This window comes from Methanobrevibacter sp., assembly GCF_045220775.1.
GTDB lineage: Archaea > Methanobacteriota > Methanobacteria > Methanobacteriales > Methanobacteriaceae > Methanocatella.
Genome location: NZ_JBGUWC010000096.1, coordinates 1 through 20,350, shown reverse-complemented (window position 1 = coordinate 20,350; position 20,350 = coordinate 1). Strand labels below are relative to the sequence as shown.

Genomic DNA, 20,350 nt, shown 5'->3' with positions numbered 1-20,350 from the left:
GACCGTGACGTTCCTGGATGGTGGGAATTTAGGCAAAATCTGGATGAAATCAGAAAAGAATTGGAATTGGACCCTCCATTGATGCCGTCAAAGGAAGTCATTGATGAAGTAAGTAAAATATTGACAATAACAGGGTTTAAAGACAAAATCGAAAGGATTAGAGCAACTCAGGAGGTTGAAAAATGAAGTACATTCCAGATAAGGACATTCTTTTGTTCAGAAGTTGCCTTGTAAGTGTAGAGTATCCGGGTGTAGAAGCATCTACAAAATTTGTATTTGATAAATTGGGTATAAAATATAAAATTTCAGACAAGCAAACCTGCTGCACCGGCCTTGGGCATTACTCTGACGTATTCGACCAGATTGATACAACAGCTATTGGAGCGCGCAATTTTAAGATAGCTAAAGAGGAAGGCTGCCCTAATCTTGTAATGATGTGTGCAACATGCTATGCAATCAATAAAAAATCAGTAAAATTGCTCAATAAAAAGGATGATTTGAGAAATCACATTAACAAATTATTTGACGATAATGGCTTATCACACCTTAAATATGAAAAGGATGACCTAAAACCCACTGAAAACATTTTTCATGTAGTTGACATTCTCTATGGCAAAAAGGATGAGATAAAAAATCACATCAAATATGATTTAAGTGATTATACGATAGCCACCCATCACGGATGCCATTACTGCAAGGTGCACTATGAAGATACCATAGGGGGAGTAAGGGATCCCAATATCATGGACGAGCTCATAGAGGAATGCGGTTGCAAGACAATCGGTTGGTATGACCACAAAAGGGCTACTTGCGGAACAGGTTTCAGGCAAAGGTATTCTAACCCTGAGCTGTCATTTACGGCTACAGCCGATAAGATGAATGCAATCGATGATGAGGATGTCGATATTCTGGTTCACTTATGCCCTAATTGCCATATTCAGTTTGACAGATATCAGCACTTGATTGGTGAAAGGGAAGGCAGGAATTTCAAGGCAATACACTTGAACATAACGCAGTTCATTGCACTGGCCATGGGGGGAGACTTTGATAAGGTCATAGGTGTTAAAGCCCATACAGTTCCGATTGACTCAGTCATTAAGGAGTTGAAGGAGGTTTCTAAATGAGGGATGATTTGAAAGTTGGCGTATTTTTATGTGAATGTGGGGGAAACATTGCAGACATTGTTGATTTGGACAAAGTCCGCAGTGAACTTGACGTGGAATTCATTGGACAATTCGAAAACTTATGTTCTCTAAATGGACGTAAGCTTATTAGGGAAGCAATATTCGATTATGACTTGGACCGTATTGTTGTAGCGGCATGCTCACCGATAAGCCATGAAAAAACATTCCAGGACTATGTAAAACCGCTGAACCCTTATCTAATGGACATGGCAAATATACGTGAACAATGTTCATGGGTTCATTCAGATAAAGAGAAAGCAACCCACAAGGCCATTACTCTCATTAACGCATCAATCGAGAAAGTTAAACAATCAGATGCTGTAGATCCAATCTATTGTCAGACTCCTGATGAAGTGGCTGTCATAGGTGGTGGAATCGCAGGAATGAATGCAGCACTATCTCTTGCAAAGCAGGGAAACAAGGTAACCCTTATAGAACAGTCCCCCTCAATCGGAGGGCATATGGCAAAGATAGGAAAGGTATTCTCACCTGTAAAGATAGCTGAAGAATGCGGAATGTGCCTATTAAACCCAATATTGAATGAAATCGTCTGGAATGAGAATATTGAGGTATTGACAAACACCAAAGTCATCGAAGCCGAAAGGCGTGCAGGAACATATAACCTGATTTTGGAGAAATCCCCAAGGTATGTCGATGAGGAAAAATGCATTGCATGCGGCAAATGTGCCGAAGTGTGTCAAGTTGAAGTTCCGAATGACTGGAATGATAATTTATCAATGCGTAAAGCTATTTATAGGCCATTTGGGCAATCCTATCCGGAAGCATATGTAATAGATATGGAAAACTGTTCAAAATGTGGGGATTGCTTTAGGGCATGCAGCATGAGGGCCATTAAATTAAAAAGAAAGCCGGAAAAATGCCTTCTTCAGGTCGGTTCAATCATCGTTGCAACAGGCCATAAGCTATTCGACATGGAAAAAAGGCCTGAATACGGATACACCCGCTATGATGATGTGATAACACAATCAGAACTGGGCCGTATCACCGGTGTTAACGGACCTACAAAAGGAAAGCTTCTTAAATCAAACGGTGAGGTTCCAAAACGTGTCGTAATGATACAGTGTGTAGGGTCCCGTGACGAAAAGCCGGACGGGCACAAGTACTGTTCAAAGATATGCTGTACTGTTGCGCTCAAGAATGCAAACATCATCAAGCACAAATATCCTGATACTGATGTCTTGATATGCTATACTGATGTTAGGACTCCAGGAATGTTTGAAAAGTACTACAAGCACACCCAGGAAAATGAGGTTCGTTTCCTAAGGGGACGTCCGGGTGAAGTGGTTAAGAAAGGAGACAACTTCATTGTAAGGACTGAAGACACCCTTAAGGGCGAATTTGTTGAAATCGAAGCTGACATGGTAGTGCTTTCAACAGCAATGGAGCCGTCAGAAGGCACTAAAGAGATAGCTGAAATATTGAATATAGGAACTACAGAAGACGGTTTTATCAAGGAATCACATCCAAAAATCAAGCCTGTAGCCACTGATGTTCAGGGAATATTTGTCTGCGGAACAGCACAGGATCCAAAAGACATTACAGACTCAATCATGCAGGCAACTGCTGCTGCTTCAAAGGTTAGCGAGTACAACTATGGTGGAGTGGAAATAGAGCCGTTCATTGCAGAGATTGATAATGAAAGATGCATACTTTGTGGCGAATGTATCTCAAGATGCAAATACAAATCAATGAGCATACAAAACGATGAGGTTTACATTGACCCGATGAGCTGCATGGGTTGCGGAAAATGTTTAATCGGATGCAATCAAAGGGCAATTACAGTAAATGGTAACATTGATGAAAAAATCATGTCCACAATTAAGGGAGTACTTTCTAAAAAGCAAGACAATCAGCGCATGATTTTGGTGTTCTTGGATAATATAGGATATACTGCTGCAGACAATATTGGAGTGAACAGATTATCCTATCCTGAATCAATACATATCATTAAGGTAATATCTGTAAATAGGGTAAGGCCAAGGCATATCAGATATGCACTTGAAAATGGTGCTGATGGTGTATTTATAGGTGAATTCCCTGGGGATTTAATGTATGATGAAGTGGAACGTAAAATACAACGGGTAAAAGACAGGATTGAAGAGTTAGGTGAAGATCCAAGAAGAGTAACATTTTCAAAAGTTTATATTCCGTACTTTTCAGGGCTTGCTCGTAAATTCATAGAATTCGATAAAAAAATTGCAGAGTTGGATGGGTCAGAATTATAATCTTTTTATGATTTCTTTTCCCAAATTTGTGCATTTGTATAGTCTACCTTTCCTTACTTCTTCATTTACACAGGTTACCAGTTCTTTCTTTTTTAAATCAGAAAGTGCAGCTGAAACTTGGCTTGTTTTTATGTCAAGGGTGTTTGCAATTTCTGATGGCATTTTCAATTCATTGCCAATCGATTTTAGTGTGTTTGTTCTGTAAGGAGATATCTTAACATAGCCAAGTATTTCAAAAATTTCTTTCTCATCCATGATAATAATTAATTGATATAAATAAAAATCTTTATATATCATTTATATGCTTTTATATGTGTTTATTAATAATTTAAACATAATTAAAAAACACTTATTAATTATTGTGTATATATTTACTATTATGCCTAAATTTTGCAGTGAATGTGGTAGTGAAATTAGGGAAGGTGATTTTTGTCCGAATTGCGGCAAAAAGGTAACTGTAAGAATTCCTAAAGTAATCGAAGATGTATCATATAGGCAATTAATTAAAGAAATAGTCTATATTGAAGAAAATGGTCAGTATAGATTGTCTAAAGCCAAATTGATAGGTGTTGCAATATTCCTTTACTGTACTTTAGGGGCAATTGTACCTGGTTTGTCCTCAATGGCGTCAAATCCTCTTTCATTTATATTTTTCTTTTTGATATGCTTTATTGTAGGGCTGTTTTACTATTGTGTCTGTAGGGGAATTGGCTATTTGGTCAGAACATATATTCTTAAATGATATCCATAAACCTTTCTTTGATTTCAACTGGGCTTAAATCTATAATAGGTGCTTTGGAATTACCAGATTCAGTATTATAGACTATAAAGCTTGCATCATCGCTTTTTATGAATTCCTTTAAGTTGATATCTCTAAAATCATAGCTATTTTTAAATCCGACTCCTCTTGCAACGTCAACCAAATCCACAACCTGAGCATAGGTGTCCTGATTTCCTGTTGAGCCATATGCACCATTGTCTATTACAATCCAAGTCAAGTTTCTGGGATTGTTTGCAAATACTGTTACAAGTGAACCCATATTCATAAGAAGTGATCCGTCTCCATCAATTACAACGATATCCCTGTTAGGTTGTGCCAGTGCCAATCCAAGGCCTATTGATGAAGCAAGTCCCATTGAACCTATCATATAGAAGTTTTCATCCCTGTCTTTGATATCGTATAATTCCCTTGATGGAAATCCGATATTGCAAATGACCAATTCATCGTCAATGTATTTCATTATCTCTTCAATAGCTTCTCTTCTTGCCATATTATCACCAGTATTTAATTTCCAATAATATGCTAACAGGTTTTCCCTCTTCAACTGACAAATCCCAAGCTTCCTTTATGTCTTCATATGCGCCTTCAGGAGTTCCTGGCTTGAAAAATTTGAAGTCCATTGCCTTCAATATTCTTGGAGTTGACATTCCCATTGGGACCTGTCCGCAAATGCTTTCCCCTTCAGTTCCTCTGTGGCTCATTATCATAATCAGCGGCATTTCGTATAGCTCAGTCAATGATTTCAATGCATTTATTGAGTTTCCAAGCCCGGAATTCTGCATTAATATAGCCGGCTTTTTGCCGCCAAGATATGCTCCGGCACATATTCCTATTCCTTCCTCTTCACGTGTTACAGGAACGTGTATTATTCCTTCGTCCTCATCAATCATGTTTAATATTCTTGATAGATTTACGCATGGAACGCTTACGACAAAATCGATTCCAACATCTTTAATGGCATCAAAAATAGCTTCACTACTATCCATATTTATCACTTCTTGATTACTATTTGTATGAAATGATATTTAAATTATAGATATCCATTCAATTTGAAATCTTTTGAATATTAATATCATATTTTCATTTTTATTAATGTAAATTTTAAGATTATTGATTAGATTAATAGAAACCTTTTTATTTAAAATAAGAGTAATATAAAATCATGTTTGATAAACTACCAATTTCTTCTGAAACAGAAAGAATTTTAACCAAATCATTAGATGAGGAAATTAGTGTTGATGAAGCCAATCATCTGATGAATATTAGGGGGGCTGATTTTTATCCTTTGCTTGCAACTGCCGATTATCTGAGGCAGAAAATCGTTGGTGATGATGTTACATTCATTAATAACTGCAATATTAATTTTACCAATATATGTAGGGTCAGATGCGGCTTTTGCGCATTTGGAAGGGATCCGGACGATCCTGATGCATACCTTTTAAATGACGAGCAGATTTTAGAGAAAGCAGAAGGTGCCGTTCGAAACGGAGCCCGTGAATTCACATTGATGGGTGGAGTGCTTGAAGATGCAGACATCGAATACTATGAGCATCTGCTTACCCTATTGAAGGACAACTATCCTAATGTTGCAATACACGGATTTTCACCGACAATGGTCAGAGATGCATGTTCAGTTTCTGGCATGAGTATTGCAGAAGGTTTTGAAATACTTAAAAAGGCAGGTCTTGACACATTGCCAGGCACTGCAGCAGAAATTTTGACTGACAGGTCCAGAGAAATCATATGTCCGGAAAAGGTAAGCGTTTCCGAATGGATAGACATCGTAAAGACCGCTCAGGAAGTCGGAATTCCAGGTTCTGCAACAATAATGTACGGGCATGTGGAAACTTTAGAAGAAAGGGTAGAGCACATTGATATTATCAGACAAATCCAACAGGATACTGGTGGTTTTACAGAATTCATTCCAATGACATTTATGCATGAGTATTCTCCAATCTTTTTGGAAGGCCAATCCAATCTTGGAGCTACAGGAACTCAGGATTTAAAGTTATATGCCGTTTCAAGGCTGATGCTTAGGGATCTGATTCCAAATATTCAGGTGTCATGGGTGAAGATGGGTTTCAGATTTGCTCAAGTGGCGCTGACTGCAGGTGCCAATGATTTGGGTGGAACATTAGGAGGAGATGAATTGTCCGAGGCGTCAGGTGCGCCTGACGGTGTTGAAGCGTCAATCGATACTCTTTCAAGGATGGTAAAAGACCTGGGCAGAAATCCGATTGAAAGGAATTCTACATATACTGAATTCTATCAGATAGAGTGATACCATGAATAAGTTTATTGCATTTGATGGATTGGATGGCTGCGGTAAGGATACGCAAGTGAGGCTGCTTTCTGAGATGTATCAAAGCAAAGGCAGGGACGTTACCGTAAGGTCACATCCATGTAATGATAATAAATTCGGCCGCAAATCAAAGCAGGCTCTTCTAAAGACAGGTAAAATCAACCATCTTAAGGCTACACTTTATTTTGGCCTCGATGCGCTTAGGTCAGTTCAGATGTACTGTTATAATAAAAATACTGATATTGTTATTTTTTCAAGATACACTTTGGCGGTTGCATACCTGCCGAATGTAGTGAATGTAATTGTATATAAAATAGTTTCATTCATTCTTCCAAAATCAGATTGCATGTTCTTTTTGGATGTAAGTCCTGAAGAATCATTAAGAAGAATAAAATCACGCAACGAAGAGGAAGAAATGTTTGAAAACATTGAAGCACTTAGAGAAACTCGTTCAAGGGCAAGCAAAGTGCTTTACGAATGGAATGTCATTCCTGCCGATGATGCTCCGGAGGTAATTTCCGAAAAAATTATTGCAAAATGTCTAGAATCAGATAAGGCATTATCATAATACTTCTTTTATGCCTTCATTGGTGATTATCATCATTGAGTTTAGATTTTCCAAAAGCAGTGATGCAATTGGATGGGTTTGGATGTCCTTGTGCATGAAGACAATCTCTTTTTCAACTATATCAATCCAATTGACATGATATATAACAACGCCATTAACGATTAATCCTAAAAACTCTGGAATATATCTGTCAGGGTTAACCTCTTCAAAATACTGGTTGTTCCTTAAGATTTCTCTCAAAATTTCATCCATTCTAAACACCTTTTCTTTCATAAACGAATTTAGGAACTGCCTTGTCCAAAGGATCGAATGTTTCCCTGTTTTTGACTTCCATGCATTTCATGCTCACCTTTGAGTGAAGTGAAGAAGGCAGTCTTAAAATCCTTTTCAAATCGATTGTAACTTTGGCGTCAATTGTTGCAAGGTTTACACGAGCCATCGCTTCAACAAGATTTTTATATCTTCTAGGGCCGATATCCCTTTTGAAATAGCCCCAATTGTCATTTTCAAGGTGATGTCTTGAAGCCATGATGTCCTTCATCAGCTTCGGATTTATGCCGTCAATCTTTTCATTGCCAACCAAATGCTGAATGTTGAACTTGACCTTATCGGTAAATATTTTGGAATAGCCGACCGGAATTGTGAAATGCTCAAAGTTGAAGCTCTGGTTTGAAACTTCGGAGTTGATGAATTGGGATTTGGGAACTTCAGCGCCTGCGGCATATTTCAGGACTTCGGACCTTAGCTCGCTGTTTGCTGTCATCATCTCCTCATCCAGAATCCTGATGTGGTATCCTCTTCCGGAATAAACCAAATGTATGTTTTTCAGGCCCAAATCGCCTTCCAATGTGTCAATTAATGAGTTCACGATTTCTAAAGCTTCTCCAAGACAGGTTTCACATACCCCATCACATTGACAAGTTCTGATTGGAATATCCTTTGCATCCACGTCGAAAATATATTCGGCCTTGAGCCAATCTTCTCGCCTTCGGGGATTGTTGTAGAAAGCTACTGAAATGTAAGCTGCAAAGGGAGCCTTATACCTTAGGAATTTTTTTAAAGACTCGGGACCTCTGAATACCTTATATCTGTCGTTAGGTCCTCTACCGTTATGGTCAAAACCGAATTCCCTTTTCCTTAAATCGGTAGATATGAATTCAGGCAAGTCTTTGACTGACCATTCTTCACGGTAATATTGTCTTCTCTCTTTCAGGCTGGCTTTAGAAAACATGATTATAAGTTACTTTTTTAAAGTATATATTTATTAGGTAAGTGTGCATTTGCAGAGTAATGATTTTGCACACTTTTATTAATTATGATTGTTAAAATAAGTTTATGGAAGAGATAGTTGAAGTAATCGGAGTTGAGCATCTAAAAGTAATCTTGTCAAGCCTAACGCCCGAAGAGATTGTAAGGCCTGCCTATGAAAACTGGCAGGCGGGAATCAGAACAGGCCATACGGTACTGAATTTAGAGAACGGCAGGGTTTACGGGCTTGGAATAGAATTCAATCAGCTTCCATTGGCCGATAATATTTACATTGAACTGTTCACAATAGATTCATATGAAGATCCGATTGATGAAGAGGAATTTTTCTCCGAAAAGGAATATGAGGAGTTTCTTGATTTCAGCAGCACAGAACCGAGCGAATATGTTCCGGATATCATAACAGAATTCTGTGAGATAAAGGGAATTGATGAGGACATGAGAAAAATCGGGCTTCTTGCATATAATTTCAAAAAAGAGGAACAGGCCAATTACAATATGTGGGAAACAGCTATCTTGAATAAGTATTATGATGCGATATATGAAAACCATAATCCATTCTCATTTTCACCGCATAGTATGTAATCATTCTTGCTGATTATCCAATTGATATTTTTTACGTCCGTAGCAGGATAACGGGTTGTTGATGCCTTTGCAGGACTTGTCCGGATGGCATAGGTTAGGCAGGTGTATCTTAATTTTCTCGCAGCTCATCGGTGTGTACCATTTTGTTTCGCCTTCGTGGTTGATATCAACCTTTTCATGCATTCCAAAACCCAGCTTTGATATGATGTTTATTTTTTCCTGTGGCTGGTCTTCAAATAATGGTGGTGAACAGTTGTCTGCCGCATCAAAAATCAATGGCAGAATCTCATTTTCAGTAATGCTCAAATCAGGATCCATGTCTGAAACTTTCACGGTTTCGTCTGATGCAAATATTCTTGGATATAGTCTTGCATATGAAGCGAATGAAGTTAAAAGAAGCACGATTGCATCGTTACGTCCTCCTGAAGATACTCCTTCAACGGTTGTCTTAATACAAGGAGGAAACGCATCAGGATTCAGTTTTCCAGCTTGAACTGAACCGTATATTCCTCCGCTTCCAGCATAATATTGGTTGTATTTGCTGATTTCATCCGGAATGAATTCCTTCAGCTCCTCGCCGATTTTGATGATTGCAGGATGGATTTCAATTCTTGCAGACATCTCCTTGATTCTTGCAATGTACTCTTCGGTTTTCTGCATTATCAGTCTTGAAAGAATCTGTTCCTTGACGCTTTCTCCTACTAAGATGTTATACATCCTATCCGGACTTCTGTCGTGGAATTTGTCTGAAAATCTATCTAGAAAGTCGTCCTGTTGAAGTATGATATTTCCATTGTCAATCAACAAGTCGGTAAGCTTAAGTTTTTTTGATGCCACGACATCTTTAAGTGATTTCCACTCGATTGCCCCGTCAGTCTTTACCTCATCAAGCACTTCATCTATTATGTCTGCCCTTGCCATTGGAGGTATCTTTGCAAGCCTTTCCAAAATGAGTGTTCCCTGTGATTCAATGAACAGTCTTGTTTCACGTGATCCAAGGTTGAACTGGATTGCAATTGCCTGGCACAATATGTGGAATGTCACGACATCCTGCTGGAATAGTTCACTGTTTGTCAAGTATTCGAATTCTGATTGTGTGAAGTTCTTGTTGTTTTTCTTCTCGATTGCCCATTGGATGCGCTTTATAGCCAAATCATGGTATGATTTTGGAATTAGGGAGTCATCTGAAATTCTTTGATTGGTAGTATGGACACATAAATCTATTAGCGATTCATCTTCTTCGAATATCTGATTTAAATCCCCATATTTTCTGATGATTCCTCTTCCTTCGTCGGACAATGGGTTTATATAAGAAACTTCAGCCATGTTTCTAACTTTTTATTTCATATTTTAAATAGATTGCTCATTTTTAAAATCAATATTGACTTTATTTTAGTATTATATAACAATGTTAAAAATAATAATTTATTATATATGAGCAACATATTTATTAAATGTTTAAAATAATAAAGGGGATTGAATAAATGTCAAAAATTTTCATTTCATGTGCACTTCCTTATGCAAATGGACCATGTCATTTGGGACACATCCGTTCAACCTATTTGCCTGCAGACATATATGCAAGGTACAATCGTATGGTTGGAAATGACGTTTTAATGGTTTGCGCAACAGATGAGCATGGAACTCCAATTGCAGTTAAGGCAGATAAGGAAAACAAAAAACCGATTGAAATTGCAAAAAGATATCACGATTTAATAGTAAAAGATGTAGAATCAATGAACATCTCTCTGGACAACTTTACAAGAACCACTGATGAAGCCCATTATGAGATAGCCAAGAACTTCTTTAAGGATTTATATGACAACGGCTTCATATACAGGGAAGATATCCAACAATTATACTGTCCGAACTGTAATAAATTCTTGCCGGACAGGTATGTCGAAGGATTATGTCCGGTCTGCGGATCTGAAGCAAGGGGAGACCACTGTGAAAAATGTGGAAGGGCTCTTGACCCGACAGAACTTGACGAACCGCACTGCATTACCTGCGGAACAACTCCTATCATCAAAGATACTTTCCAATATGCATTCAAGCTATCAGAATTTGAGGATGACTTGAAGGATTACATCAGTAACAATGAAAACTTGCCGGCCAATGTCAAAAACTATGCTGCCAACTGGCTGGATGACGGATTGAATGACTGGATTTTGACAAGAGATATGGATTGGGGTATTCCAGTACCTCTTGATGAGGCAAAAGGCAAGGTATTGTACGTTTGGATTGAAGCGTTCCTTGGTTACATCTCATCAGCATCACAATGGTCAGCCCAATCAGGACTTAAATGGGAAGAGTATTGGAATGACTTTGTTGTCCATTTCATAGGAAAGGATATCATTTACCACCACTCAATCTTCTGGCCAGGCCTTTTGAAAGCATATGGATGCAAATTGCCAGATATGATTTATGCAGGTGAATTCCTCTCACTTGAAGGGGAAAAGATGTCTACAAGCAAAAATTGGGTTATATGGATTGCTGATTTCGTAAAGGATTATGACCCGGATCTTTTAAGATATTTCTTGACAATCAATGCTCCTTTGAATAAGGATTCCGACTTTTCATGGGATGATTTCCAAAGAAGAAACAATGACGAATTGGCTGATGTGATCGGAAACTTCCTGCACAGGACATTTACATTTACCCGCAAGTATTTTGACAACCAAATCCCTGAATATGCAAATCCTTCCGATGAAGATGAAGAATTCAAAAAGGCCATTGAAGAGTTGCCTGCAAAAGTTGGTCAATATATCTCTAACTTTGAATTTAGGGAAGGATTGCTTGAAATATTTAAAGTGGCCAAAAAAGGAAACAAATATTTCAATGACCAAGAGCCATGGAAAGCAGTAAAAGAGGACATGCAAAAGGCAGCTAATTGCCTTTATTTATCTAATCAACTGGCAAAGGCATTGGCTTTCACATTGAAACCGTACCTGCCGACCAAAGCTGATGCAATAGCAAAAATAATGAACATTGACGATTTGTCTCAATGGAATGATGCGGCGGTATTCCTTCCGTCAGGCCATGCAATCAATAAGGCAAAACCATTATTCAAAAAGATTGATGATGAAGTGATTGAAGCCGAAAAGGCAAAATTGCAAGAAAACCTAAAAGAAAGCAGTGAGGATGAAAATATGAGTGATTTAATTAGCATTGATGATTTTGATGAAGTAGTAATTAAGATTGGACAAGTATTGGAAGCGGAAAAAATAGAAAAATCCGACAAGCTATTGAAATTGAAAGTGGATATCGGCGAAGAAGAGCCAAGGCAAATCGTTGCAGGGCTTGCCAAATTTTATTCTCCTGAAGAGCTAGTGGACAGAAAAGTATGTGTTGTCGCTAACTTGCAGCCTGCAAAACTCTTCGGAACATTATCTCAAGGTATGATTTTAGCTACAGGCGAAAGCGGTGCATTGTTATCTCCTGATGAAAACGGGAAAGTCGGCGAAAGAATTCAATAAATAGATTAAAATGCAAGAGTCTGCCCTAGTAAACAAAGCCGAGAACTACTTAAAAGAAATAGAAAAGGATTCAATTAGCTTAGATGGAATTGAAAACTTTGAAAATTTCAAAAAACTCTATTTTAAACTAGATGACAGGTTAAACTATTTACAAAACTTAAGGGATGATATGGATGCGCAGGGATATGCCGCTCCTTTCATGCCCATAAACAAATACGGTACAAAGTTAGGTTCAGAAGTTGCAATGGATGAAATTGGTGAAAATAGCCGAAACAACCAAATTTTCAGGATGAAAGCGAATGCCCGAAAAAACATTTTAGATAGGATAAAATCAGCCATTGACTCTCATAAAATTGCAATCGGAAACCTTGAACAATTTGGATATGTAAAATGCAATTCCTGCTATAATAAATATTCAATGAGTGAATATAAAGAAATGGAAGGGAAATGTACCTGTGGAAATCAGGGTTTCACATTTAAAAAAAGAGTCGAAGCAACTCACAGAATTGAAATTATTCCCTACCTGCCATTATCTGGCAATTATATGGTATTGAGAAACGAACTTGGAAAATATGCAAGAGAATCCCTTAATCAGGTTTTAAACATATTGAAACAAGAACGTAAGGGCACTGTAAAAACAATTTCTCTTGTAGTTAAATTTAGAGATAAGAACAATAGGTTGGTTAGAAAAAAAGTCAATCTAGGATCTGAACATGAATTTGACTATGAAGAGGAAATTAGAAGGATTTATGGCAAGGATGTAAGGCTTGATAGATTAACTTTTTACCGGACAAAACCCGCTATAATCGATGATAAACATGCCAGAACCGCACTGGCTATCGGTTATGTAAAATACGCTGAAGAAATAATATATGGTATTAAAGATGACATATTAAAGAGAAATCTAACTGATTTTAAAAGAATCAATAAATACGATGAGATTATAGCAGAATTTGAAAATCAGACTCCTGATTTTATTGATAAATATGATTCGGATGCAATTGAAGCTTGGAGAAAATCCCAAATCGAAGAGAAATTCAAAAATCTAAATTATTATGATAAGTACGGCAACATTAACAGATCTCTTAGCAGGGACTTGAAAAAAAGAGAGAACATATATAAAAACATATTGAAAAATATTGCCCCAACGCTTATAATTTGGGATATTTTCAGATATTACCTAACAACTTCCAACAATGCACGAAGGATTGATATCGGCCCATTTCCTTATATCAGAGTTGAATTAGATAGAGAACAAAGGAAAGTTTTCCAGACTACTTATACCAAAGTAATTGACATTTTAAATAATTGTACAGCTATCAAAATTATTCCAATTCCTGAAATGGACTTATTGTTATATGAAAAATTTAAATTTGAAAAGGAAATCAAAAATTCAGGCATTAAATTCAACCATGTTGCCTTAGGCGCTGCATTGGTGCATGAAAATTCAGATATTTCCCTTGACAGCATTAGCAATGCATTTAATGTAAACAAATCACGGGTAAAAAAGGAAATCGATAACATTGAAAGTATCAGAAATCCAAAAAGCGATAAAGCAAAGGACTTTTTAGACATAATTACGAACAGGTGATTATATGGATGATAATGTAACTACAGTCCATGTAACAAAAGCGTTGACATCTGCAGCCATTGTGGAGCTATTGGAGACATATTCTAATCTATCCGAGATTACTTGCGCTCCCAGCGTCTATGATAGAACATCAAAAAGATACATTGATGCTTTAGACCAGTTAGGCATCGAAGTTAAAAAGAAATACAATTGGGGTGCAAAGCCTCAAACTCACAGGTCAGAGTTTAAAGTAGCGAAGCTGTCAGATAAAGGTCTAAAGCCAAAAGAAATTGCAGAAAGACTAGGAATTTCACTTAATAGGGTATATTATCTTTTAAGGTTAGCCGATGCAAAATTCGACAATAGGCATAGAAAACACAATCATAGAAAAATAAGGCAACTTAAAAGTGAGGGGTTATCTGCAAAAGAAATAGCTGATGAATTAGATATGCCAATTAGAAGTGTTTATTATATTTTAAACAAAAAATAATTACTTTTTTTAATAATGAATGAGATATGATTAATTATGATGATTTTACCACAACTTCCGTTATACATGATAGCTCTAATCTGTGGTTTACTGTCTTTTTTCGTAACCAGATTGACTATGCCAAGGATAATTAGAAAACTCGAAGCTGCTGATATTGTAGGAAAGGACATTCATAAATCCTGGAAGCCCGTTGTTGCTGAAATGGGAGGATTTGGAATTCTTTTTGGATTCATTATCGGAATGTTTTCCGGAATCTATATGCATGACATCCTAACAGCCAAGCTTTGCATTGTATTGATTGTAATCCTATTGGTGGGAATTATTGGAATTGTAGACGATTTGCTTGCACTTTCATCAAAGGAAAAATTCTTCCTATTGTTTTTGGCAGGTCTTCCATTGTTATGGGCTGCACCACCTAATGTAGGATGGTTATATTTGATTTCAATTCCGATTGCACTTTCAATAGGTTCCAACTTGACAAATATGCTTGCAGGTTTGAACGGCATTGAATCAGGTTTGGGCATCATTTCAATGGCATCACTGACAATAGCATGCATAATCTTAGGAAAATACGATGTAACAATCATATCTATGAGCATGCTTGGAGCATTAATCGCATTTTTATACTTTAACAGATATCCTGCAAAGATTTTCCCTGGAGACACAGGAACATTGATTATTGGGGCGGCTATCGTATGTATTGCATTTATTGGAAGGGTAAAATTGATTGCATTTATCATATTAATGCCAAACATTATTGATGCGGCTTTAAAATTCTACTCCGCAGGTGTAATGAATCGTTCCCAACAAAAACCGACTCAGTTAAATGATGAAGGTAAATTGGTAAGGCCGGAACAAGGTTTCAAATCATTAATCAGGTTGATTTTAAGAAAACCTATTGCAGAAAAAGATGCAGTAAAAATAATATGGGCCATTGGACTGGTATTCGGTTTAATTGGTATAATTGTAGCATTGATAATGCCGGGAATGCTTGAAAACCAAACATTAATGAACTTCTTGCAGATAAAGGAAATGTTCTATCATATATGAGGTGGAAAATGAGGCCATATGTAATATTGAATGCGGCAATGACATTGGATGGTAAAATTGCAACTGCAACTGGCAGTTCCAATATTTCAGGCAGTGAAGACTTGAAAAGGGTTCATGAAATCAGAAAGGAATGTGACGGGATAATGGTCGGAATCGGAACTGTTTTAGCAGATGATCCAAGACTGACTGTCCACAAAGTCGATGCAAACCCCGAAGACAATCCTGTGCGCGTTGTCGTTGACAGCAAATGCAGAACTCCGATTGATGCAAGAATAACAAATGCTGATGCAAAAACAATAATTGCCGTTGCCAATGAATATAAGGATGATTTAAAACAGTCTGAAAAGTATAATGCATTTCAGGAAAGGGGAGTCAAGTTTTTCTTTTCAGGAGATAAGCGGGTTGACCTTGTAGCGTTGATGAGCTATTTGCATGAGGAAGGAATTGAAAAGTTGATGCTTGAAGGAGGATCAACTCTGAACTTTTCAATGATAAAGGCTGGCCTAATTGATGAGATTAGCATATGCGTTGCTCCTATGATAGTCGGAGGGGCAAATGCAAAGACTTTCTTTGACGGTGAAGGCTTTGACACAATGGATGAAGCGGTCAGACTGGAGTTAACAGATTCATATTCACTTGGAAAAGATTTGATTTTAAAATATAGAGTTTTAAAATAATTTGGTCTTGAAAAGGGTTGGCATTGCAGGATTGTTCCCGAGAACATGTGAAGAGTTAGGTTCATCATTTTTTGGGTTAACAAATGCAAATTAAGAATGAATTCAAATATTTTTGCACTTCTTATTTTAACTAACATTATAAATCATTAACATTTATTAAGTATACTTTACAAAAATAATTATATTATTTAAGTTATGGGTGAAAACATGTTAACATCTGTACAGAAGGAAATTTTACAAACATTAATTAATTTATATCAATCTTCTAATGGGAAGTCTATTAAGGGAGAAGATATTGCTGAGGTTATGAGCAGGAATCCCGGAACAATACGTAACCAGATGCAATCCTTAAGAAGTTTGGGTTTGGTTAAAGGCGTACCTGGCCCTAGAGGAGGATATAAACCTACAATTGAAGCTTACCATTCTTTGAATATTAAAGTTTCAGATCAGGATTCCAAAGTGCCGATTTATAAAAATGGTGAAAGGATGGAAGACATTTCAGTTGCAAGAATTGAATTCACAAGCGTTCCACAACCTACTGAGTGTGAAGCCGCAATTAAGGTTTTAGGAAGCATTAAAGATTTAAATTTAGGCGATATTGTCAGGATTGGTCCGACTCCCGTAAATAATTTAGGAGTAATGGGCGAGATTGTCGGAAGGGATGACATGGACAATATTCTGCTAGTCGATACCACTACAATCAGAAGCATTCCTAAAAAAAGCGTAGGTGAAATTGCAAGTAAAGACGTAATCTCATTTGAAATGGATTATACAATTAAAGAGGCCGCAAAAAAATTGGCCTCAAATGAAATTGATGGAGCTCCTGTAATGAAAGACGGAAAAGTTGTAGGAGTATTTACATTAACAGATTTGGTTAGGGCAATAGCTGAAGATAATGAAGACATGACTGTTGGCGATTTGATGTCCACAAATGTTGTGATTGTCAATGAAGATTTGAAAATAGCCAATGCAATTGAAGTAATGCTTAAAAAATCCATTTCAAGATTGATAATAGCTGATAGGGATAACAATCTACTTGGAATTGTGACAAGAACCGATTTAATTGACTGCATAACTAACTTAAAACAGTTTCCAATTATTACAAATTAATTTTTAAGTGATTAAATGAAAGTAAATCCAATTGATATAGACAAGGGTATGAAAGTATCAGAGTTATTAGATGAATTTGATAAATCTGGTGTTTTAGGTGCAGGTAGGGTTTCAAGAGCTTGTGCTATATTGGTTGACATGATTAATGATGATGACATGAATATTTTCATGAGTCTTGGAGGTCCTTTAATTCCGGGGGGTATGAGAAATATCGTATCCAAAATGATTAGGGATGGCCATGTTGACTTGATAGTATCCAGCGGAGCCAATATTACACATGACCTTGTTGAAGCATTCGGCGGATCCCATTATAGTCATGAAGGAAAAGATGATGAAGAATTAAATGAGGAGGGAATTGGCCGTATTGCAGACATTAATGTAGGTTCTGATGCCTTTACAATTTTTGAGGATGAAATCATCAAAATATTTGAAGAAATATCATCAAGAAAGAAAGTCGTTTCAATTCAGGAATTGCTTTATGAAATCGGACTTCTGGTTGATGATGAGAATTCATTTGTAGCCAGTGCCGCAAGAAATAACGTTCCAATATTTGCACCAGGACTCATTGATTCGATGATGGGTCTTCAGTTATGGATTTTCACCCAAGACCATGATTTTACAATTAGTGCAGTAGGCGATATGCCTTATCTATCCGATATTGTCTTTGATTCTGAAAAAGTTGGTGCAATACTTTTAGGCGGTGGACTTACAAAGCACTACACTCTTGCATCTAATGTTATAAAGGGAGGTCTTGACGCTGCTATTCAAATTACTTTGGATAGGCCCGAAGCGGGCAGTTTGGGTGGAGCGCCTTTAGAGGAAGCAAAGTCTTGGGCAAAGGCAAAATGTGGATCTAACCTTGCAAGTGTTGTTGGTGATGTTACTGTTATTTTCCCATTGATTTATGCAGCCGCTCTTGATAAAATTGACAGTGATTAGATGAGTTATATTATTTTAGCAATTTTATTTTTACTGTCTGGATTTTTCATGAAATTTTCAGACGATTTGTATGATGTAAAAAACGATTTGAAGTTTGCAAGCATTTTAGGTGTTTTATGTGCGATTGTGTCAGCTTTTGCAACCGTTTACAGTGTTGAAGCGGCTTATATTTTCTTGGCTATTTTAATAGGCAATTTTATAGCCCTAAAAGTAGATGGAATTCACCATATAATCACATTAATCATCTATATTATCATTTGCTTAATTTTTGGTTTTCCAGAGTTAAGCTTAGTAATTTTATTAATCTGTATTTTAGCTGCATTTTCAGATGAGGTAGGTCATGAACTAATTTCCAGATACACAGATAATATATTCCTAAATCTATTTTTTGAATATCGTTTTGTGATGAAAGTTGTGATTTTGGTTTTAGCTATTTTTGGCATTTTTGATATCTGGATATTTTTATGCTTCATATCCTTTGAAATAGCTTATGAATTTGCAGGAATTGTTTTTGAAAAGTTTAATTAAAAAAAGAAGTTAAAAAGGAATTAAAAAATTCCTTTTATTGTTTAATCGTCTTCTACGCCCATTTTAGCTGCTAATCTAGCAATGAGTATAGTGACTACTACAGCGATAATGGTTACAACGATAGCGTAAGTGAACAAACTTGGGAGTGCATCTCCTGCACCGATGATGGATTCAATTAATGCTTGAATCGCGCTGTTCCATGCTTCACCTGCTACAAATGCGAATGCAGTTGTAATTAATGCTAAGATTGTTTCCATAATTAATTTTGTTACATCATCTGCCATTTTTTATCACCTCATTTAACTTTAACGTTCACTTTATAGAACAATAATATTTTTATTTCTTTTGATTTAAATAGTTTAACTTTATTTGAGTGATTTTATCAAATCTTCGCATGCATGTTTTGGATTTTCGGATTCATAAATGCTTCTTCCAACGATTATGGCATTGGAATATTCGAGAGTTTTTTTGCCATCGCCGCCCTGTTTTCCGACACCTGGAGAAATGATAAATGCGTCTGGACCCACAATCTCTCTAATTGTGCTTAATCTGTCGAGTCTTGTTGCTGGAGCCACGAAGTTCTTTATGTTCATGTCGACACCCATTTTGGTAATCGCTTCAGCATCCTTCTGCAGGAACATTTTTGCTCCGGGATGTGACATTTCAGTTAGCAAAAACAATTCCTTTCCATGCTTGTTTGACATGTCGAGACATGCTTGCACGCTGTCGGATCCAACAAATCCATGACATATTATTGCATCGGCGCCTGCCTTGAATGTTTCATCGCAGATTTTTGAGTTTGTAGCATCGATATCTGCAACTTTAAAGTCGCATATTACCTTAAATCCAAATTTGTCCTTTAAAACTTTGATTATTTCAAGGCCTTCTGCAAGTGCTAATGGGTAACCTATCTTTATTGTGTCAATGTAATCTTTTATTGAATCACAAATTTCAATGGCTTCACTTTCACTCATCACATCAAGTGCTAAAATCAAGTTATTTTTTATATTCATCTTTATCATCTTTGTTATTCGTCTTTATTTTAATTAGGTTATCCTAAACTTTGTTTATAGTATTACTAATAATATTTATATATAATAAGTTATATAATAATATTATCAATAAAACTTTAATTAATTTTAAATGTAATTTAAATTTTTATTGAGTAGTTTATCAAATTATATTGATAGGTTATTTGGAGGAAATTATATATGCATATTATGGAAGGATATTTACCAGTAACATGGTGTATAATATGGTTCGTCATATCATTCATCGTTGTGGCATTTGGTATTTATCAAATCAAAAAAATTGTAGATGAAACCCCTGAATCCAAAGCTTTACTTGCTGTAAGCGGTGCATTCATGTTCATCTTATCATCTTTGAAACTACCTTCTGTTACTGGAAGTTGTTCACACCCTTGTGGTAACGGATTAGGTGCAGCATTATTCGGACCTGCTGTAACCGCAGTACTCGCAACTATCGTACTTATTTTCCAAGCATTATTACTTGCTCACGGTGGATTAACCACTTTAGGTGCAAACATTTTCTCAATGGGTATCGTAGGTCCATTAGCAG

The 20,350-nt window shown here is 36.7% G+C and carries 23 protein-coding genes and 1 pseudogene; 16 read left to right on the top strand and 8 right to left on the bottom strand.

Annotation, left to right across the window (positions count from 1 at the left end; all coding sequences use genetic code 11):
* The 3 genes and pseudogenes from ACJROP_RS06000 to hdrA all read left to right on the top strand — a co-directional run.
* Positions 1-186: pseudogene (locus tag ACJROP_RS06000) on the top strand (heterodisulfide reductase subunit C); the annotation flags it as partial.
* Positions 183-1,124, top strand: coding sequence for a ferredoxin:CoB-CoM heterodisulfide reductase subunit HdrB (gene hdrB, locus ACJROP_RS05995; RefSeq protein WP_406534577.1), 942 nt, complete (start codon positions 183-185; stop codon positions 1,122-1,124). The pseudogene ACJROP_RS06000 and the gene hdrB, both read left to right, overlap by 4 nt.
* Positions 1,121-3,430, top strand: a complete 2,310-nt coding sequence (gene hdrA, locus ACJROP_RS05990; protein ID WP_406534576.1) for a ferredoxin:CoB-CoM heterodisulfide reductase subunit HdrA — start codon at positions 1,121-1,123, stop codon at positions 3,428-3,430. Before hdrB ends, hdrA begins: the two co-directional genes overlap by 4 nt.
* Here the strand turns inward: hdrA and ACJROP_RS05985 are convergent.
* Positions 3,425-3,685, bottom strand: coding sequence for a MarR family transcriptional regulator (locus ACJROP_RS05985; RefSeq protein WP_406534575.1), 261 nt, complete (start codon positions 3,683-3,685; stop codon positions 3,425-3,427). The two genes, hdrA and ACJROP_RS05985, sit on opposite strands and share 6 nt — an antisense overlap.
* A 124-nt stretch (positions 3,686-3,809) precedes the next feature.
* Here ACJROP_RS05985 and ACJROP_RS05980 point away from each other — a divergent pair, with 124 nt between their 5' ends.
* Positions 3,810-4,172 carry a hypothetical protein gene (locus ACJROP_RS05980; protein ID WP_406534574.1) on the top strand — a complete coding sequence of 121 codons (363 nt, stop codon included), beginning with the start codon at positions 3,810-3,812 and terminating at the stop codon, positions 4,170-4,172.
* Here the strand turns inward: ACJROP_RS05980 and comE are convergent.
* Positions 4,165-4,701: a sulfopyruvate decarboxylase subunit beta gene (gene comE / locus ACJROP_RS05975; RefSeq protein ID WP_406534573.1), complete on the bottom strand. Its 537-nt coding sequence runs from the start codon at positions 4,699-4,701 to the stop codon at positions 4,165-4,167. The genes ACJROP_RS05980 and comE overlap by 8 nt on opposite strands.
* Before the next feature lie 4 nt (positions 4,702-4,705).
* On the bottom strand, positions 4,706-5,203 hold the full coding sequence (gene comD, locus ACJROP_RS05970; protein WP_406534578.1) for a sulfopyruvate decarboxylase subunit alpha: 498 nt from the start codon (positions 5,201-5,203) through the stop codon (positions 4,706-4,708).
* A gap of 170 nt (positions 5,204-5,373) precedes the next feature.
* Between comD and cofH the strand changes: the two genes are divergently transcribed.
* Positions 5,374-6,492 (top strand): 5-amino-6-(D-ribitylamino)uracil--L-tyrosine 4-hydroxyphenyl transferase CofH, encoded by a 1,119-nt coding sequence (gene cofH, locus ACJROP_RS05965; RefSeq protein WP_406534572.1) that lies wholly within the window; start codon positions 5,374-5,376, stop codon positions 6,490-6,492.
* A 4-nt stretch (positions 6,493-6,496) separates the two neighbouring features.
* Positions 6,497-7,081, top strand: a complete 585-nt coding sequence (locus ACJROP_RS05960; protein ID WP_406534571.1) for a thymidylate kinase — start codon at positions 6,497-6,499, stop codon at positions 7,079-7,081.
* Here the strand turns inward: ACJROP_RS05960 and ACJROP_RS05955 are convergent.
* Together ACJROP_RS05955 and priS are read right to left on the bottom strand one after the other, a co-directional pair.
* Entirely contained in the window at positions 7,076-7,333 is a 258-nt protein-coding gene (locus ACJROP_RS05955) for a hypothetical protein (protein WP_406534570.1), read from the bottom strand. The genes ACJROP_RS05960 and ACJROP_RS05955 overlap by 6 nt on opposite strands.
* 1 nt (position 7,334) lies before the next feature.
* Complete coding sequence (gene priS, locus ACJROP_RS05950; RefSeq protein ID WP_406534569.1) at positions 7,335-8,312, bottom strand: DNA primase catalytic subunit PriS; 978 nt, start codon at positions 8,310-8,312, stop codon at positions 7,335-7,337.
* Positions 8,313-8,416: 104 nt separating this feature from the next.
* Between priS and ACJROP_RS05945 the strand changes: the two genes are divergently transcribed.
* Positions 8,417-8,932 carry a hypothetical protein gene (locus tag ACJROP_RS05945; protein WP_406534568.1) on the top strand — a complete coding sequence of 172 codons (516 nt, stop codon included), beginning with the start codon at positions 8,417-8,419 and terminating at the stop codon, positions 8,930-8,932.
* Here the strand turns inward: ACJROP_RS05945 and priL are convergent, their stop codons facing one another.
* Entirely contained in the window at positions 8,933-10,258 is a 1,326-nt protein-coding gene (gene priL, locus ACJROP_RS05940) for a DNA primase large subunit PriL (protein ID WP_406534567.1), read from the bottom strand.
* Positions 10,259-10,416: 158 nt separating this feature from the next.
* Between priL and metG the strand changes: the two genes are divergently transcribed.
* From metG to ACJROP_RS05900, 8 genes are all read left to right on the top strand, one after another.
* Positions 10,417-12,408, top strand: a complete 1,992-nt coding sequence (gene metG, locus ACJROP_RS05935) for a methionine--tRNA ligase (protein WP_406534566.1) — start codon at positions 10,417-10,419, stop codon at positions 12,406-12,408.
* A gap of 10 nt (positions 12,409-12,418) precedes the next feature.
* Complete coding sequence (locus ACJROP_RS05930) at positions 12,419-13,999, top strand: DUF530 domain-containing protein (RefSeq protein ID WP_406534565.1); 1,581 nt, start codon at positions 12,419-12,421, stop codon at positions 13,997-13,999.
* A 4-nt stretch (positions 14,000-14,003) separates the two neighbouring features.
* Positions 14,004-14,468: a helix-turn-helix domain-containing protein gene (locus ACJROP_RS05925; protein WP_406534564.1), complete on the top strand. Its 465-nt coding sequence runs from the start codon at positions 14,004-14,006 to the stop codon at positions 14,466-14,468.
* A gap of 36 nt (positions 14,469-14,504) precedes the next feature.
* Positions 14,505-15,518, top strand: a complete 1,014-nt coding sequence (locus tag ACJROP_RS05920; RefSeq protein WP_406534563.1) for an MraY family glycosyltransferase — start codon at positions 14,505-14,507, stop codon at positions 15,516-15,518.
* Positions 15,519-15,526: 8 nt separating this feature from the next.
* A complete protein-coding gene (locus tag ACJROP_RS05915; protein ID WP_406534562.1) occupies positions 15,527-16,195 on the top strand; it encodes a 2,5-diamino-6-(ribosylamino)-4(3H)-pyrimidinone 5'-phosphate reductase in 669 nt (222 codons plus the stop codon).
* A gap of 207 nt (positions 16,196-16,402) precedes the next feature.
* On the top strand, positions 16,403-17,305 hold the full coding sequence (locus ACJROP_RS05910) for a CBS domain-containing protein (protein WP_406534561.1): 903 nt from the start codon (positions 16,403-16,405) through the stop codon (positions 17,303-17,305).
* A 15-nt stretch (positions 17,306-17,320) separates the two neighbouring features.
* The gene (locus tag ACJROP_RS05905; RefSeq protein WP_406534560.1) at positions 17,321-18,244 is read left to right on the top strand and encodes a deoxyhypusine synthase; all 924 of its coding nucleotides are present in this window, start codon (positions 17,321-17,323) and stop codon (positions 18,242-18,244) included.
* Complete coding sequence (locus tag ACJROP_RS05900) at positions 18,245-18,772, top strand: hypothetical protein (protein WP_406534559.1); 528 nt, start codon at positions 18,245-18,247, stop codon at positions 18,770-18,772.
* 41 nt (positions 18,773-18,813) lie between these two features.
* On the opposite strand, the gene ACJROP_RS05895 is transcribed toward ACJROP_RS05900, so the two are convergent.
* Both ACJROP_RS05895 and pyrF read right to left on the bottom strand, forming a co-directional pair.
* Complete coding sequence (locus ACJROP_RS05895) at positions 18,814-19,056, bottom strand: DUF5654 family protein (RefSeq protein ID WP_406534558.1); 243 nt, start codon at positions 19,054-19,056, stop codon at positions 18,814-18,816.
* Positions 19,057-19,137: 81 nt separating this feature from the next.
* Positions 19,138-19,785 carry an orotidine-5'-phosphate decarboxylase gene (gene pyrF / locus ACJROP_RS05890; RefSeq protein ID WP_406534557.1) on the bottom strand — a complete coding sequence of 216 codons (648 nt, stop codon included), beginning with the start codon at positions 19,783-19,785 and terminating at the stop codon, positions 19,138-19,140.
* 198 nt (positions 19,786-19,983) lie between these two features.
* Between pyrF and cbiM the strand changes: the two genes are divergently transcribed.
* Positions 19,984-20,350: cobalt ECF transporter S component CbiM (gene cbiM / locus ACJROP_RS05885; protein WP_406534556.1), on the top strand; the 367-nt coding region annotated here is incomplete at its 3' end.